This window comes from Galbibacter sp. PAP.153, assembly GCF_037029175.1.
GTDB lineage: Bacteria > Bacteroidota > Bacteroidia > Flavobacteriales > Flavobacteriaceae > Galbibacter > Galbibacter pacificus.
Map to the genome: position 1 here is coordinate 1 of NZ_JAZEUN010000040.1, position 16,767 is coordinate 16,767.

Genomic DNA, 16,767 nt, shown 5'->3' on the forward strand with positions numbered 1-16,767 from the left:
TTTATTATTCTATATTTAATGGTGGACCTTATATTTTGAATGAAATATTTTGGGAAGCTATTCTGCCAAAAAATCCAGTTTAGCCCCTTCTACTATGTTGTCCAGATACTTTTTTAGGAAAAAGAATTGAGTGGTTTTTTCAACCCCAATGGCCTTAACAAACTTATTGTAATATTTTTTGTCGGTTTTTACTTTTTGTAAATCAGTTTTTAACACGTCTTTGTTGAGTGTATTTATTTGGTCGGATGAATAATTGTCCATGTTGTCTGCATAAGAATCGAATAATGCAGCTTTTTCCACGGAAATTTTCCCGCTTTCTTCAAGATATTTATCAAATACGGGGTTGAATGCATTTTCTTCGGTTTCGGTAAGCTCAAGTTCGTCGTAGATAAACGACTTGACTTCAACTTTTGCGGTCGATTTTAACAAGTCGGCATAATCTTGGTCGTCTTGGGCGTTTACCGTTATAAAGCTTAATAGAATGCCGATTAAGAATAATTTTTTCATAAGTGATAATTTTAAGGTTGGTTTATATGTGATTAAAATTCTTCTATGAATTTAATTCATATATAAAAATAGCAATTATAATGGGATTTTATAAATAGAGGCATAAATAAATAATTTAATTTATTGGTCGAAAACTTAAGAATTGTGCTTATCTTTGAGGCGAATTCAGAAAAATTTCCGGAAACTATGTTTGAATTTGACCAATATCTTGGCTTTTTAGCAATCATGACCGTCCTAACCATAGGATTTTGGTTGATGATATTTCTATTAACCTTTGTAATTCCTTATTGGTTGGGTGGCTCGATCATCGAATTGATTAAGGAAAAAAGAGAAGCCAAAAGAGCAAAATCAGAAAAATAAAAAAAGAAGCCAATTGGCTTCTTTTTTTTTATCTCTGTTTTCGGGTTTTTATCCTTCAAATTCCCCTCCGCCTTCATCTCCGCCATTATTGCCACCACCATTTCTGTTACCACGGTTTCCACGTTGGTTTTTGGGTTGGTTGAAACGGTATATAAACGAAACTGTAAATTGTCTTTGTCTCCATTGAAATTCACTATCGGAAGTAAAAGAAAGATTCCCCATATCGTCGTAAGATTCTGTATAAGACCTTCTTTTCCTGCTGTTGAGCAAGTCGCTTACATTTAAGGAAACCGTAGCGTTATCGCCCATAATATCCTTGCTAAACGCCATGTCGATAGACATCATCCCGTCTGACTTTGTTTGCGAGTTTTGCCTTGGCCCCATATAAAAACCATTGGTTTGCCAGTCTATACTTGACGGAAGGTCTACTTTTGCACTCAAGCGGGAAAACCAGCTGGTGCTTTCGGTTCCATAGTCTACGCCTTGGTATTCCCCGTCTGTATTGAACTTAAAGAAATTAAAACTTCCGTTAAACTGCAACCACTTAATGGCATTGTACATAACCCCGACCTCGCCGCCAAACCTTTGATTGGTAGAAAGATTTATGGGGATGGTCCTTATAATATCTATTCCGTCGGATGTTTGTTGGCCCGTTTCTGTTTGGACCCTTTCGAAGGCATCGGTTTCCCTTTGGTAATAAATTGAAGATGTCAAGGTGAGTTTTTCCCATCTTTTTAAATACCCAAGGTCGAAAGCATCAGAAAAGGCAGGTTCTAGATCTGGATTCCCCTGAAAAATATTGGCCCGGCTCGACCTGGAAGGAAATGGGTTTACAAACCAGCCACGCGGGCGGTTTATCCTTCTGTTATATCCTAAAGTTATATTTTCGTTTTCCTTAATTTCATATGTTAGGTTTACGGTAGGGAAGAGGCCTAAGTAATTTTTGTCAAAATCGGGATCAAAATCAAATCCTAAAGTATCGATGAGCTGCTCGTCGTCTAATTCAGAATCGACCTTTCCTTTTAATCGGGTGTTTTCCAACCTTAAGCCCAATAAGAAAGAAAACTTTTTGCCCAGTTTATTTCCGTATTGCGAATAAACAGCATTTACATTTTGCTCGTATGTAAATTTATTTGAAAGATTGTAGTTGGTTTCAAATTCTCCGCTGGAAAAGTTGTAAGTATCTAATTGATAATCGTTTGTGTTTTTTTCGAAATTACCACGGTAACCGGCTTCAAATTGTGCATCTCCCATTGGTAGAACATAATCGGCCTGAAGAAGGTACTCGTTTTCTTTTTCAACTTCCGTTACCTTTTCTAAGTTGATAAGTTCATCATCTGGATAGTACTGATTTTCGTCAATATCGGTATTAACATCTTCTTTATCTGTTGAATATTGAAAATCGGCCGTTAGTTTATGGCCTTCATCATTAAAATTATTTGTGTAGTTTAATGAGTATTGATATGTATTATCGTCTTCGTTTTCAATTTCCCTACGCAAAGTCCTACTGTCAATATCGGTATCTATATAGCGGGTGGTATTGTTTTCGGTACCGTCTTGTTCATCAGAAAAGCGCGTAAAAAAACTTCCTGTTATTGAAGATTTATCAGTCAAGAAATATTCCATCCCAATATTTGCATTTACCCCTTTGTTCAATCGGTTCATATCTCTGTCTTCGGTAATCCTGCTAAATTTTGAGTCGAAATAAGTATTGTCAAAATACGCATATCCGGGAGGCTCGTTATAAAAATGCCCCAAGGTTGTAAACAGGTTGAATTTGTTTGTCCTTAAGTTTAAATTGGCATTGACCCTGCTGTTAATTGGGTATCCCGTGTTGATATTGACAGAGCCGTTAAAACCAAGCGTTTTTTCTTTTTTAAGGACAATGTTCAAAATTCCGGCAGTACCTTCTGCATCGTACCGGGCAGAGGGACTGGTAATTACTTCTACTTTCTCGATGGCATCGGCAGGTAATTGGCGTAAAGCATCCGTAGAACCAAACCCGGCAAGGGCCGAAGGTTTACCATTAATAAGGATACGAACGTTCTCGTTACCACGCAAGCTTATGGCCCCTTCTACATCTACGGTAACAGACGGTACATTGCTTAAAGCATCTGAAACTGTTGCACCGCTTGTAGTAAGGTCTTTACCTATATTGTATACTTTTTTGTCTAAGCGGACTTCGACCGTTGTTTTTTCCCCAACAACTTCTACGGCATCAAGCTGGGCAACGTCCAAGGAAAGTTTTATGGTGCCAAAATCTTTTGATTGCGTTAAATTCTGGTTGTTAAGTGTGTATGGGCGATAGGAGATGTATTCTACCCTAACATTGTATTTTCCGGCAGGGGCCTCAACACTAAAGGTACCTGTTTGGTCTGTAACGCCACCGGTTACCTGCTCTGGATTATCTATGCTTTGAAGCACAAGGGTGGCATATTCCAATGGTTCACCAGTTTCTGAATCGATAACGGTACCGGTTAATGTAATTTGTTTTTCAGCATTGGGTCTTTGTGCATGTATAAATGCTGAAAACAATGTAGCTGCAATAAAGCAGAAGTGTCTAAATTTCATAGTAAGCGCGAATTAGTAGTTTTGATTACTTTTAAAAGTAAGACGCCAAATTTAGACCATGGTTTAACCCGAAATGGTTAAACTTTTCATAAAATTCCCTTAATATTTTCAGGGGGCCTCCCTATTACGGCCACATTGTTTTTTATAACAATTGGGCGTTCAATAAGCTTGGGATTTTCTAGCATTGCCTCGATAATTTGATCATCGTTAAGGACTTTGTTTTTGTATTCTTCTTTCCAGATGGTTTCATTTTTCCGGATAAGGTTGATGGGCTTAATGCCCAGGCAATTTATTATTTTGCGGAGCTCTTTTTCTGTTGGAATTTCTTCAAGGTATTTTACAACTTCAAAATCTTTTCCCGATTCTTCCAATATCTGTAGTCCTTCCCTTGATTTTCTACAGCGGGGGTTGTGATATATTTTTATCATTTTTTATTGTTTGTTTCCGTACAAATATTCATATATCAATCCCTTTGCCAAAGGATATGAATATGTTATTTTTTATTATTGAATAGTTATTGTTTATGGCGTTTTTTAAGCTTCGTCTTTTTGGCCCATCATCATTAAATAAGCTTTTAAGAATTCGTCTATTCCGCCATCCATAACATTATCTACATTGCCCGTTTCGTGGCTGGTACGAACGTCTTTCACCAGTTTATAGGGATGCATTACGTAGTTTCTAATCTGCGATCCCCATTCAATTTTCATTTTAGACGATTCTATTTCATCTCTTGCCGCTTGCCTTTTTTTAAGTTCTATTTCGTATAGTTGCGATTTTAGCATCTGCATGGCTTTTTCCCTGTTTTCTAGCTGAGAGCGGGTTTCGGAGTTATGAATGATAATTCCGGTAGGATGGTGCGTTAGAATGGCCTTGGTTTCTACTTTGTTTACATTTTGACCGCCGGCACCGCTGGAACGGGCGAAGTCCCATGAAATATCGGCCGGGTTGATATCGATTTCAATAGAATCGTCGGCCAGTGGATATACATATACCGATGCAAATGAGGTATGGCGCTTGGCATTACTGTCAAAAGGAGAAATCCTTACCAACCGGTGCACGCCATTTTCACTTTTTAGCCACCCAAAGGCAAAATCGCCATCAAATTCCAATGTAACGGTTTTAATGCCCGCCACGTCGCCTTCCTGATGGTTGAGTTCCTTAATTTTATAGCCGTGCTTTTCGCCCCACATAAGATACATGCGCATAAGCATCGAGGCCCAATCGCAACTTTCGGTACCGCCCGCACCTGCGGTTATTTGCAATACGGCACTCATGTTATCGCCTTCTTCAGAGAGCATGTTCTTAAATTCCATGGCTTCAATAAGGACCGCTGCTTTTTCGTATTGTGTAACAATGTCTTCTTCGGTGGCTTCGCCTTCTTTGTAAAATTCAAATAAAACTTCCAGGTCGGCTATTAAAGTATTAGCCTTGTTGTAATCTTCCACCCATTTTTTTTGGGTCCGCAGTTCTTTCATGATTACCTCGGCCTCTTTTGGATTGTCCCAAAAATCGGGGGCAAAGGTTTTTTCTTCTTCATTTTGTATTTCAATGAGTTTTTGCTCAATGTCGAGATACTTTTTAAGATCGGCGGTACGTTCAGCAAGATTTTTTACCTGATCGGTGGTAATCATATAATTTTATTTTTTTCAAAAGTAAAACACTTTTTTAAATGATGGGTATTTTTTAAACGTTGTGTATTAACTTTATCATCTAAATAGAAACTTCCATGAAGATAAATCTTATTAGCGATACCGTTACCAAGCCCACAAAAGAAATGCTCGAAGCGATGATGAACGCAAGGGTTGGCGACGATGTTTTTAAGGGCGATCCTGCCGTGAACGAACTAGAGCATAAAGTTGCGCAAATGTTTGGCAAAGAAGCTGCTTTGTTTTTCCCGAGCGGTACCATGGCCAACCAAACCGCCATAAAAGTGCACACACAACCGGGAGAGCAGTTAATAGCCGATAAAGATGCGCATATTTTTAATTACGAAGGTGGCGGGGTAAGCTTTAACAGCGGTGTAAGTTGCAAGTTGATAAATGGGGATAATGGTCGTTTTACAGCCGAAGCGGTTGAAGATTCCATCAATCCACCAGATTTTTACCACAGTCCGCTTACCACATTGGTATGTCTCGAAAACACGGCAAATAGGGGTGGAGGTGCCTGTTGGGATTTTCCTGAAATTATTAAGATAAGAAAGGTATGCGATGAAAATTCGCTTGGGTTACATTTGGATGGTGCCCGGTTATGGAATGCGCTGGTTGCAAAAAATGAAACAGCCGAACAATACGGAAAAGTATTTGATTCCATATCGGTTTGCTTAAGCAAAGGCCTTGGCTGCCCCGTGGGCTCCGTATTAATGGGCAGCAAGGAATTTATGGAAAAAGCCCTACGGATAAGGAAAGTATTGGGGGGCGGCATGCGGCAAGCGGGTTATTTGGCCGCCGCTGGAATATATGCGTTGGACAACCATATTGAAAGATTGGCCATTGACCATAAAAAAGCCAAGGAAATAGCCGAAGTCCTTGAAAAAACATCGTATATAAAAGCCATAGACCCGGTAGAAACAAATATTCTTATTTTTTATTTAAATGATGATGTCGAGATTGCTCCATTTATGGAATCCCTTCAAAAAAACGGTATATCCATTATCCATATGGGGCAGGGAAAATTACGTATTGTTACCCATTTGGATTATACCGATGAAATGCATGAAAAGGTTTTAAAAACTATAACAGGCCTGTAGATATCGTTTATATATATGATTTCTCTTTAAGTGAGAGAAAATATGTTTATTGAAAAAATCAACTTAAATCGATAACTCCGGCCATTGGAGCATTGTTTTTTACAGAATTGATGCCATTTTCCATGCCTGCTTCAGAAGAATACATCTGGCTTTTCCCAATAATCTGCCCGTTTGATGCCTTTAGGTTGAAATAAAATTTCCCATTGGAAGCAGTCTTCCGTTCATACTTGCTCATATCTTCAGCATTCCTTCTTACTGATGCTACACCGTTTTCTGCTCCTTGTTTGTTCTGGTACATTTCACTGGACAAAATAACTTGTCCGTTCTGAGCTTTTAAATTAAAATAGAATTGACTCGATTTTTCCGAGTAAAAAATTTCAAACATTATGGAAATATATTATATATGTTAAATCCTATAAGTATAAATATAGGAAAATTTGAAATGCATTTTTGGGTTTTATAAAAAATATTTAGCTGTCTTAACAATATGGGCAGTTCTGCGCAGAATATTTAAAATCCATATATGTTTTTCTTGAAATCATTATTAATCTTTTAGATAAAAAAATGAAAAGAATATTATTACTATTGTTAACATTTATTTCTTGTGGTATTTATGCACAGGATCTCCCAAACAATCCCGAGCCCGGGAAATGTTATGTAAGGTGTACAACTCCAGACACATATGTGAATGAAGATGTACAAATAATGATAAAACCAGCATATAAAGTATTAAAAACCTATCCAGCTGAATATAAAACAGTAACAGAAAGTGTATTGGTTAAAGAAGCTAGTAAAAAACTAACTGTAGTTCCTGCTAAATGGGGAACAGAAACTGTTTCATATGTATCAAAGGAAAGGTCCAATATTTTAAAAATTGTACCTGCAACATTCTCCCAAAGCTCTGAGACTATAGAAATAAAACCGGCCTATGCCCAATGGGAATTGGGGACGCCCGCACCCGATTGCGAGTCTTCCAATCCCGACGATTGTAGGTATTGGTGCTATAAAGGTTACCCTGCCGAGTACGAAACATTTCCTAAAGAGGTGATAAATGTAGATGCCAGCACTGTTTCAACTCCAGTTGCAGAGAAGCAAAACTCTTATACCAAGAAAATAATTGTTGAGCCTGCAAAAGTAGTGGAAGTAGAGATTCCGGCAGAGTACGACGAGGTTACAAAGACCGTTTTGGTGAAAGATGCATATACGGTAGAAGAAACCGTTCCAGCCGAGTACCAAACGATAACCAAAGAAGTCTTAAAGGATAAAGGCGGACTTACAACTTGGAAAGAAGTAGAATGTAAGCTTGTGGAATATAATGCTTTACCTATTAACTGGAATCTTGCCAGTTATACCTTGACCCCTGAGGCCAAAAAAATTATAGACGACAATCTTATTCCCGTAATTAAACAAAATCCGGGAGTTAAAATAGAATTGGCTTTGCATACCGATTCCAGGGGATCAAAGCAAAGCAACCAGATATTGTCAGAAAGAAGGGCACAAGCAGTTGCAAACTATTTAATCTCCAAGGGATTTAATTCCAGTCTATTGGTAGCCAATGGTTACGGCGAAACGAAACATAAAAACAGATGTGCCGATGGCGTTTCTTGTACAGAAAGGGAACATGCCGTAAACCGAAGAACCGAATTTAGGCTTATAAATAATTAAGAATAATGGGCAACTAGCAAAGATTTTACGATAAAACCAGTTAAAAATGAAAAAAATAACTTTAATGCACATTCATTTCAAAATTTCAATACTTTTTTTTTGCTGTAACACTGTCATTTTCGCACAGCATGAGGATGGACACTACCCACCATTAGACCCAACAAAAATCTATAAACAATGGGATTTGGAAAACCTTACACGTGCATATTGCGATTTGCAACCTGAAGCCGCTTTTATGGCCTTGTATAATTCATATCTTAAAGAAGGTTCCACAGCTCAAAATATAGGTATCATGGAAACTTCAGTAAATGCTAAACTAAAAGTTTTAACAGCAAATAGTACCACTATATATGCAGTACATCCCGTTAACCTTAATGAACAAGGAGGTGCAGTAGTTGTAGAAGTTCCCGCTGGAATGATGGGAATGGCAAATGCTCCTGGTTGGGTAAATATTATAGATATAGGGGGAATGGGGCCAGACAAAGGAAAAGGTGGTAAATACTTATTTACATCCCCTGAATACAATGGTGAAATTCCTGAAGGATACTTTCATTACAAATCTCCAGCCAATACCATAGTGTGGTTACTTCGTGGTTTTGTGAAAAATGGAGATAGAAAAGCAACCGTGAAATTTATGCAAGAGGGTATAAAAACCTATTCATTAAAAGATGCTGATAATCCTCCAGCTACCACATTCTATAATACTTCCAACAAAATGGCAGATGGACATTTCATGGATATGCTGTATGATGAAACCCAAGTTTTTGACTTGATAAAGGAATTTGTAAAACTCAATAATGGGGCATGTTATAAAAGGCACGATGTAATTATGAGCTACCTTTATGATATGGGCTTTTTCGAAGGTAAAGTCGATAAAGAATTGTTGAAAAAAGCAGCAGAATTAGGCGAGTTACGCCAGCGTACCCTTACATTTAACAATCGGGTACCAGATGTTCTCAAATGGCCAGGAAAAAGTAATTGACAATGGGCAAATAACTTTCTGGACGAAAACTTTACAAGTAGGACAACTGGTAAGTATACCGCTACCCAACAACAAGTTTGGGCATATCAAGCTACATTTAATTCGAAAGGAATGACCCAGGCACCCAAAGGAGCAGGTTCACAATATATTACAGCAACCAAAGACAGTGAAGGACAATGGCTAAATGGAAGCAACACTTACATGATGGAAATTCCACCTAATGTACCTGAAACCAATTTTTGGTCGGTTATTTTATACGATGCTAAATACCATTCTATGGTATTAAATGAACAATATAAATGGGGAGTAAATTCTAACATAGAAGGTATTCAACAAGAAAAAGACGGCTCTATAAAACTTTATTTCAGCCCTGAAAAACCTAATGGAGTAGCCGATAAGAATTGGATACAGACCAATCATAAACAAGCTTATTTTGTATGGTTTAGAGTCTACGGACCAAAAGAAAGCTGGTATGACAACTCTTGGGTATTGCCAAATATAGAAAAGAAATAAAAATCGTTTGCGAATAATGCCTAAAGTAATTGCTTGCCTGTTGGATACAGAAAAGTTCTTGACACTATCCCGAAAAATGTGTAAGTTATAAATCGAGGGGTTGGCTTGATTAAAGCTGAAACCTTTTTATTGGTTTTTCTCTATTTTAGAGAAATAATTGCGGGGGTCCCGTAAAGAATTGTAACCTTCGACTTCATCAATTTTTTTCCCTCGATGGTTTAAAAACACAATTTTGGGAAATGCCTGTTGGGAATTATATTTTTTTAGCAATTCTTTGTTCTTTTCTAATTGCTCGGGTGTTATAATGTCTATTCTTCGGGGAATATCTACTTTAACCAGTACATAATTTTTAGAAAGTTCCTTAAACTTGTCTGTATCAAACAAATCTTACTTTAGCATTTTGCATGGGCCGCACCAATCGCTTCCTGTAAAATACATTAAGATGTTTTTCTTTTCCTGTTTGGCAATGGCCTTTGCTTCGGGGTAATCGGTCAACCAATTAACCGAAGGAGATGTCTCGGCTTGCAGAAGGCTTATGGCTAAAAAAAGTATTGAAAAAAATTTCATTTCGTTTGTTTTATTCAATCAATGGCAAACATCAAGCCAAAAATAAAAATTATTTAAACATGTCCATTCCCGGAATGTTCGGCATCCCTTCCTTGGCCACGGCACCCAATTCGGTTTCGTTTACCTTTGTGGCCTGTGCTATTGCTTTATTGACATATAGAACAAGATAATCTTCCAGTTGTTCTTTATCTTTTAAAAGTTCATCGTTTATTTCAATAGATTTAATTTCCCTATTGGCCGTTATGGTTATATGTATCAATTTATCAGCACTTTCTTCCGAAAGTGTTACCGTGTCAAGTCTTTTTTTTGTTTCCTCTATTTTTTGCTGGGTTTCTTTAAGTTTCCCCATCATTCCCATGAAGTCTCCAAACATATTTTTTTATTTTATATCGACAAAATTACTAAATTAGGTCATAATTATTAACTAAAATTATATGAAAATACAGCCAACCATTCTTATTCTATGTCTTATTTTTGCGACTTCCTGTAAAAAGAAAGAACAAAAAGAAATGAAAGAAATAATGCCACCTATTGCTGAAAAAAAACCAATGAACCTAGAAAAACATGGGGATATTAGGATAGACAACTATTATTGGATGAACGAGCGTGAAAACCCTGAAGTAATAGATTATTTGGAGCGGGAAAACGAATATTACAAGCAAATGACGGCCCATACAGATTCTTTGGAAGAAAAGCTGTTCAAGGAGATGAAAGGGCGCATTAAGGAAGACGACGAGTCTGTACCGTACAGATATAATGGGTATTGGTATATTACAAAGTATGAAGAGGGGAAGGACTACCCAATTTATTTAAGGAAGAAAGATGAAGAAGGGGCAAAAGAAGAAGTTATGTTTGATTGCAATAAAATGGCAGAAGGGCATTCGTTTTTTAATTTAAGGGGCATTAATATAAGCCCGGATAATAAATTGGCTGCTTTTGGAGTAGACACGTTAAGCAGAAGAAAATACATCCTGCAAGTTAAAAATTTGGAAACCGGGGAGATACTGCCCATAAAAATAGAAAATACCACCGGCGGAAGTACATGGGCAAACGATAACAAAACCTTGTTTTATACCCGTAAAGACGAACAAACACTACGTTCTGATAAAATATTCAAGCATGTGCTCGGGCAGGAATCTCCGGAAGACAAGTTGGTGTATTTTGAAGAAGATGAAACTTTTAATGCTTTTGTGTATAAAACAAAATCTAAAAAATATATAGTTTTTGGTTCCAGCAGTACACTTACATCAGAATATAGCTTTTTGGATGCCGATAAGCCGGACAGCAAATTAACAGTTTTTGAGCCCCGTACAAGAGGATTAGAGTACAGTATTGCTCATTATGATGATTCTTTTTACGTTATTACCAATGCCGATAAGGCCACCAATTTTAAATTGATGAAAACTCCAGTTGATAAAACAACCAAGGAAAACTGGGAAGAAGTAATTCCGCACAGGGATGATGTTCTGTTGGAGGACATCGATATATTTAAGGATTATTTGGTAGTAAGCGAGCGCACAAACGGATTGAACAAAATACACATAAAGCGGTGGGACAATACGGCCGATTACGATATCCCGTTCGATAACGAGACCTATACGGCATTTACATCGACTAATTTGGAATTCGACACAGATACATTGCGTTACGTATATAATTCTATAACCACCCCGGCAAGTACCATTGATTTTAATATGATAACCAAAGAAAAAGTGGTTAAAAAAGAGCAAGAAGTACTTGGCGGAAAGTTTAACAAAGACAATTATACATCAGAAAGGGTTTGGGCAAAAGCTTCCGATGGGACCATGATCCCTATTTCAATGGTCTATAAAAAAGGTATCGAGAAAAACGGTAAAAATCCATTACTGCTATATGGATATGGATCGTACGGCGCTACGATTGACCCCTATTTTTCATCCGTTAGGTTGTCATTGCTGGATAGAGGGTTTATATACGCCATAGCCCATATCCGTGGTGGGGAATACTTAGGAAGAAACTGGTATGAGAACGGAAAACTGCTTACAAAAAAGAACACATTTACCGATTTTGTAGATTGTACAAAATACTTAATTGAAGAAAATTACACTTCGCCAGAACATATGTACGCAATGGGCGGGTCGGCAGGAGGCCTTTTAATGGGGGCCGTTGTAAACTTGGCACCAAAGCTGTATAATGGGGTTATAGCCGCAGTTCCTTTTGTAGATGTGGTTACAACGATGCTGGACGAGTCCATACCACTTACAACAGGCGAGTACGATGAGTGGGGAAACCCGAACGACAAGGAATATTACAATTATATAAAATCCTATTCGCCCTACGATAACGTAGAAGCAAAAGTATATCCAAATTTATTGGTCACTACGGGGCTGCACGATTCCCAAGTACAATATTGGGAACCTGCCAAGTGGGTGGCAAAGTTAAGAAATGTTAAAAAAGGCGATAACCTGCTGTTGTTTCAAATAAACATGGATGCAGGCCATGGCGGAGCTTCGGGAAGATTTGAAGCTTTAAAAGAGGTTGCTCAAGAATATGCTTTCCTTTTAGATTTGGAAGGAATCCAAGAGTAATTAAAAAAAATAACTAAATTTGCAAGGTTTGGAGGAATTCAATACAAGTTTGTATCTAACCAAATTTTTATGAAAGAAAAGATAAAAGCTTACGATAATGTTTTAGATTTAATAGGGAATACCCCACTTCTAAGACTAAAGAAAATAACCCAGGATCTTATCGGAAATTTTTATGCTAAGGTAGAAGCCTTTAATCCAGGACATTCCAGTAAAGATAGAATTGCACTACACATTATAGAAGAAGCCGAGCGCAAGGGAGTTTTAAAACCCGGCGATACCATAATAGAAACTACTTCTGGAAACACGGGATTCAGTATCGCAATGGTAAGCGTTATAAAGGGCTACGATTGCATTTTGGCGGTAAGCTCTAAATCGTCTCCCGATAAAATAGACATGCTTCGTGCAATGGGTGCCAAAGTATATGTTTGTCCGGCCCACGTTAGCGCAGACGATCCCAGGTCGTATTACCAAGTTGCAAGACGTATGCACGAAGAAATTAAAGGTTCGGTCTACATTAACCAATATTTCAACGAGCTTAATATAGATGCACATTACAGGACTACTGGACCTGAGATATGGGAACAAACAGCAGGCCAGATTACGCATTTTGTTGCATGTAGTGGTACAGGCGGAACTATATCTGGAACGGCACGTTTTTTAAAGGAGAAAAACCCGGACATTAAAATTATTGGTGTAGACGCCTATGGTTCCGTGCTTAAAAAATACCATGAAACCAAGGAGTTTGATGCCGATGAAATCTATCCATATAGAATAGAAGGACTTGGTAAAAATTTAATCCCCACGGCAACAGATTTTGACATCATCGATAAATTTGTTAAAGTGACGGATGAAGATAGCGCGCATACTGCCCGTGAAATCTCTAAAACCGAAGGTTGTTTTGTTGGTTATACAAGCGGTGCCGTAATGCAGGCCGTTAAACAACTGGCCGAAGAAGGCGAGTTTGATAAAAACAGCAATGTAGTTATGATTTTCCCTGATCACGGGTCGAGGTACATGAGCAAAATTTATAGCGACGACTGGATGCGTGCCCAAGGATTCTTTGATTCTGTGAACACAGAAGAAACACAAAAAATAGAGTATATAAAGTAAAAGAAAAAATTAAAATATAAAAAAGCAATGTCAAATTTCAATTTGGTTGATAAAGTAGAGAACATCACCAAGGAGGAATTTAAAGAAAAATATCTTTCAACCAATACACCTGTAGTATTTAAAGATTTAGCCAAAAATTGGAAAGCGACTACGAAGTGGACTTTTGACTTTTTTAAAGAAAATTACGGAGATTGGGAAATTCCTATGTATGATGATTCCTATCATAACCCCGGGAATGGTTATATGAAACCGGTTTCATATAAAAAATTTAGCGATTATCTGGATATTATAGAAACCAAACCAACAAGCCTTAGATTTCATAATTTTCAAATAATGAAACGGGCACCCGAATTAGCAAACGATTACGAAACGCCAACGATAATGGATGGCTTTTTTAAGTTTGCATTAATGTTTTTTGGGGGCAAGGGCTCTGCATTAAACCTGCATTACGATATAGATTGCTCTCATGTGTTTTTAACACATTTTCAAACACAAAAGAAAGTCTATTTGTACCATCCAGACCAATCACAATTATTGTATAAACTACCATTTACCAACCATTCGCACGTAAATGTGCTTCATCCCGATCTGGAGAAATACCCTGCGTTTAAATATGCAAAAGGCTACGAGGCCACAATAGAACACGGGGAAACACTATTTATTCCAAGACTGTGGTGGCACTATGTGTATTATTCCGAAGGGGGATATTCGCTAGCCTTACGGGCCAATAACTCCATAAAGACCAAGGCTCAGGGGTTAACAAACCTCATACGTTTGTTTACCGTAGACAACGGCATGAATTACATAGCCGGAAAGAAATGGAAGGAGTATAAAGACAATAAGGCCGAGCAGAATGCCATTAAAGCAATGAATGAAGTTAAGTTGGAATTATAATTAAGAACTTCATCAGAAAAAACAAAAAATGAAAAACATATTGATTACCGGAGTTTCCTCGGGAATAGGATACAGTACTGCCAAGCTTTTTTTAGACAAAGGGTTTAGGGTTTTTGGCAGCGTGCGTAAAAAAGAAGATGTAGAAAAACTAAAAACGGCATTGGGCGGTAATTTTTTTCCGTTGATTTTTGACGTTGTGGATCAAGTGGCCATAAATAAAGCCGTTATTGAAGTTGAAGGAGTTTTAGGAGGCGCTTCCCTGCATTGCCTTGTTAACAATGCCGGGGTTTCTGTAAACGGCCCTTTGGCTTATATTCCCGTTGAAGAATTTTCAAATCAGTTGGACATTAACGTTCTAGGGGTTTTACGGGTAACGCAGGCCTTTCTTCCACTATTGGGGTTCAATACAAACAAGGAAAAAGGCAGGATTATAAATATAAGTAGTGGTTCTGGACGGGTTACCAGACCGTTCATGGCTCCTTATTCTGCTTCAAAATATGCCGTGGAAGCAATTTCTGACGGATTGAGGCGCGAACTGCTTGACTTTGGCATAAACGTTACCGTAATAGAACCCGGGCCCATAAAATCAGAAATATGGAGCAAAGCAAAAGCCGATGCATCAACACAGGTAAACAAATACAAAGGCACTCCTTATGAAAAAATTTACGACAATATGGACAAGGCCGTACAGGGAATGGAAAGTATAGCGTTGGACGCCAGTAAGGTTTCGGATTTAATCTACGGAATTTTTGAAGGAAAGAAAAAAAAGACAAGATATTTGGTAGCCCCAAAAAAATGGTTATTTTGGTTGGCAATTCATGTTTTTCCTGATAAGTTTTTAGATAAAATGTTTCAAAAGCAATTTAAAAAACTTGTAGAAGAAAAGTAAATATTTTATGATAAGAGTTTAAATTTCGTTACTTTTGCGTGCTGTAAATTTAACATTTATTTCAAATTTTAAAAGAAAACCTCCATTTACATGAGAGATTTATTTGATAGGATTATTGAGAACAAAGGGCCATTAGGAAAATGGGCTTCTCAGGCAGAGGGATATTTTGTGTTTCCAAAATTGGAAGGACATATTTCAAATAGAATGAAGTTTAATGGGAAAGAAGTAATTACCTGGAGTATCAATGATTACCTTGGGCTTGCCAATCATCCGGAAGTATTAAAGGCCGATGCCGAGGCTGCTGCCGAGCATGGTGCCGCCTATCCAATGGGTGCCAGGATGATGAGCGGGCACACCGACCTTCATGAACAATTACAGAACGAGCTTGCACAGTTTGTAAATAAAGAAGCTACGTATTTACTTAATTTCGGGTATCAGGGAATGGTATCGGCCATCGATGCACTGGTTACCAAAGATGATATTATTGTGTATGATGTAGATTCGCATGCTTGTATAATAGACGGTGTGCGTTTACACATGGGAAAACGTTTTACCTATCAGCACAATGATATGGACAGCCTTGAGAAAAACCTGGAACGCGCCACTAAAATGGCAGAACAGACCGGGGGAGGTATTCTTGTCATCTCTGAAGGTGTTTTTGGAATGCGTGGCGAGCAAGGACGATTGAAAGAAATTGTTGCCCTAAAACAAAAATTTAATTTTAGGTTGCTAGTCGATGATGCCCACGGATTTGGCACACTTGGCGCAACCGGAGCAGGAGCAGGCGAAGAACAAGGCGTACAGGACCAGATAGATGTTTATTTTGCAACTTTTGCGAAATCTATGGCAAGTATCGGTGCATTTTTGGCAGGAGACAAGGAAGTAATAGATTACTTAAAATACAATTTGCGCTCTCAAATGTTTGCCAAGTCATTGCCCATGATTTTTGTAAAAGGAGCCTTAAAGCGTTTGGACATGCTAAGGAGCATGCCAGAACTAAAAGCAAAACTTTGGGGAAATGTAGATGCATTGCAAAATGGACTAAAAGCAAGGGGTTTTGATATTGGTACCACACAAAGTTGTGTAACTCCAGTTTACCTTAACGGAAGTATTCCCGAAGCAATGGCTCTAGTGAAAGACTTGAGGGAGAATTACGGAATTTTCTGCTCTATTGTGGTGTATCCGGTAATTCCAAAAGGGTTGATTTTACTTAGGATGATTCCTACCGCAACACATACCATGGACGATATCAATGCAACTTTAGAAGCATTTTCGGCTATTCGCGACCGATTGGAAAACGGAACTTACAAACGTCTTTCTGCAGCAGTTGAAGCTGCCATGGGCGATAAATAAGAAAGAATATATTTATAACATATAAAAAATCCGCCCGATAAGG

The 16,767-nt window shown here is 37.9% G+C and carries 18 protein-coding genes; 10 read left to right on the forward strand and 8 right to left on the reverse strand.

Annotated elements, in window-relative coordinates:
• Positions 1-57 precede the first annotated feature (57 nt).
• Entirely contained in the window at positions 58-507 is a 450-nt protein-coding gene (locus UXI14_RS17555; protein WP_277899113.1) for a hypothetical protein, read from the reverse strand.
• A gap of 123 nt (positions 508-630) precedes the next feature.
• Between UXI14_RS17555 and UXI14_RS17560 the strand changes: the two genes are divergently transcribed.
• Positions 631-867, forward strand: coding sequence for a hypothetical protein (locus UXI14_RS17560; RefSeq protein WP_335967293.1), 237 nt, complete (start codon positions 631-633; stop codon positions 865-867).
• A gap of 48 nt (positions 868-915) precedes the next feature.
• Here UXI14_RS17560 and UXI14_RS17565 read toward each other — a convergent pair whose 3' ends face one another.
• The 3 genes from UXI14_RS17565 to prfB form a co-directional block, all read right to left on the reverse strand.
• On the reverse strand, positions 916-3,438 hold the full coding sequence (locus UXI14_RS17565) for an outer membrane beta-barrel family protein (RefSeq protein WP_335967281.1): 2,523 nt from the start codon (positions 3,436-3,438) through the stop codon (positions 916-918).
• An 86-nt stretch (positions 3,439-3,524) separates the two neighbouring features.
• On the reverse strand, positions 3,525-3,866 hold the full coding sequence (gene arsC, locus UXI14_RS17570) for an arsenate reductase (glutaredoxin) (RefSeq protein ID WP_277899116.1): 342 nt from the start codon (positions 3,864-3,866) through the stop codon (positions 3,525-3,527).
• A 105-nt stretch (positions 3,867-3,971) separates the two neighbouring features.
• Entirely contained in the window at positions 3,972-5,069 is a 1,098-nt protein-coding gene (prfB, locus tag UXI14_RS17575; RefSeq protein WP_277899117.1) for a peptide chain release factor 2, read from the reverse strand.
• A 95-nt stretch (positions 5,070-5,164) separates the two neighbouring features.
• Here prfB and UXI14_RS17580 point away from each other — a divergent pair, with 95 nt between their 5' ends.
• Positions 5,165-6,184: a GntG family PLP-dependent aldolase gene (locus UXI14_RS17580; protein WP_335967282.1), complete on the forward strand. Its 1,020-nt coding sequence runs from the start codon at positions 5,165-5,167 to the stop codon at positions 6,182-6,184.
• 58 nt (positions 6,185-6,242) lie between these two features.
• Here the strand turns inward: UXI14_RS17580 and UXI14_RS17585 are convergent, their stop codons facing one another.
• Positions 6,243-6,569 carry a YegP family protein gene (locus UXI14_RS17585; RefSeq protein WP_335967283.1) on the reverse strand — a complete coding sequence of 109 codons (327 nt, stop codon included), beginning with the start codon at positions 6,567-6,569 and terminating at the stop codon, positions 6,243-6,245.
• Positions 6,570-6,748: 179 nt separating this feature from the next.
• Between UXI14_RS17585 and UXI14_RS17590 the strand changes: the two genes are divergently transcribed.
• The 3 genes from UXI14_RS17590 to UXI14_RS17600 all read left to right on the forward strand — a co-directional run bounded on the left by UXI14_RS17590 (position 6,749) and on the right by UXI14_RS17600 (position 9,344).
• A complete protein-coding gene (locus UXI14_RS17590; protein ID WP_335967284.1) occupies positions 6,749-7,849 on the forward strand; it encodes an OmpA family protein in 1,101 nt (366 codons plus the stop codon).
• 46 nt (positions 7,850-7,895) lie between these two features.
• Positions 7,896-8,831: a DUF1254 domain-containing protein gene (locus UXI14_RS17595; RefSeq protein ID WP_335967285.1), complete on the forward strand. Its 936-nt coding sequence runs from the start codon at positions 7,896-7,898 to the stop codon at positions 8,829-8,831.
• Positions 8,832-8,942: 111 nt separating this feature from the next.
• The gene (locus tag UXI14_RS17600) at positions 8,943-9,344 is read left to right on the forward strand and encodes a DUF1214 domain-containing protein (protein WP_335967286.1); all 402 of its coding nucleotides are present in this window, start codon (positions 8,943-8,945) and stop codon (positions 9,342-9,344) included.
• Between the two features lie 126 nt (positions 9,345-9,470).
• Here UXI14_RS17600 and UXI14_RS17605 read toward each other — a convergent pair whose 3' ends face one another.
• The 3 genes from UXI14_RS17605 to UXI14_RS17615 are packed head-to-tail and all read right to left on the reverse strand — an operon-like array spanning position 9,471 to position 10,284.
• Positions 9,471-9,728, reverse strand: a complete 258-nt coding sequence (locus UXI14_RS17605) for a hypothetical protein (RefSeq protein WP_277899122.1) — start codon at positions 9,726-9,728, stop codon at positions 9,471-9,473.
• Between the two features lie 3 nt (positions 9,729-9,731).
• On the reverse strand, positions 9,732-9,911 hold the full coding sequence (locus tag UXI14_RS17610) for a thioredoxin family protein (RefSeq protein WP_335967287.1): 180 nt from the start codon (positions 9,909-9,911) through the stop codon (positions 9,732-9,734).
• A gap of 49 nt (positions 9,912-9,960) precedes the next feature.
• Entirely contained in the window at positions 9,961-10,284 is a 324-nt protein-coding gene (locus tag UXI14_RS17615) for a YbaB/EbfC family nucleoid-associated protein (RefSeq protein ID WP_335967288.1), read from the reverse strand.
• Between the two features lie 61 nt (positions 10,285-10,345).
• Between UXI14_RS17615 and UXI14_RS17620 the strand changes: the two genes are divergently transcribed.
• From UXI14_RS17620 to UXI14_RS17640, 5 genes are all read left to right on the forward strand, one after another.
• On the forward strand, positions 10,346-12,478 hold the full coding sequence (locus UXI14_RS17620; RefSeq protein ID WP_335967290.1) for a S9 family peptidase: 2,133 nt from the start codon (positions 10,346-10,348) through the stop codon (positions 12,476-12,478).
• A gap of 69 nt (positions 12,479-12,547) precedes the next feature.
• Positions 12,548-13,588 carry a cysteine synthase family protein gene (locus UXI14_RS17625; protein ID WP_335967292.1) on the forward strand — a complete coding sequence of 347 codons (1,041 nt, stop codon included), beginning with the start codon at positions 12,548-12,550 and terminating at the stop codon, positions 13,586-13,588.
• A gap of 27 nt (positions 13,589-13,615) precedes the next feature.
• The gene (locus UXI14_RS17630; protein WP_277899127.1) at positions 13,616-14,482 is read left to right on the forward strand and encodes a cupin-like domain-containing protein; all 867 of its coding nucleotides are present in this window, start codon (positions 13,616-13,618) and stop codon (positions 14,480-14,482) included.
• 28 nt (positions 14,483-14,510) lie between these two features.
• Entirely contained in the window at positions 14,511-15,371 is an 861-nt protein-coding gene (locus tag UXI14_RS17635) for an SDR family oxidoreductase (protein ID WP_277899128.1), read from the forward strand.
• Positions 15,372-15,461: 90 nt separating this feature from the next.
• Complete coding sequence (locus UXI14_RS17640; protein ID WP_277899129.1) at positions 15,462-16,724, forward strand: aminotransferase class I/II-fold pyridoxal phosphate-dependent enzyme; 1,263 nt, start codon at positions 15,462-15,464, stop codon at positions 16,722-16,724.
• The last annotated feature ends 43 nt before the right edge of the window (positions 16,725-16,767 follow it).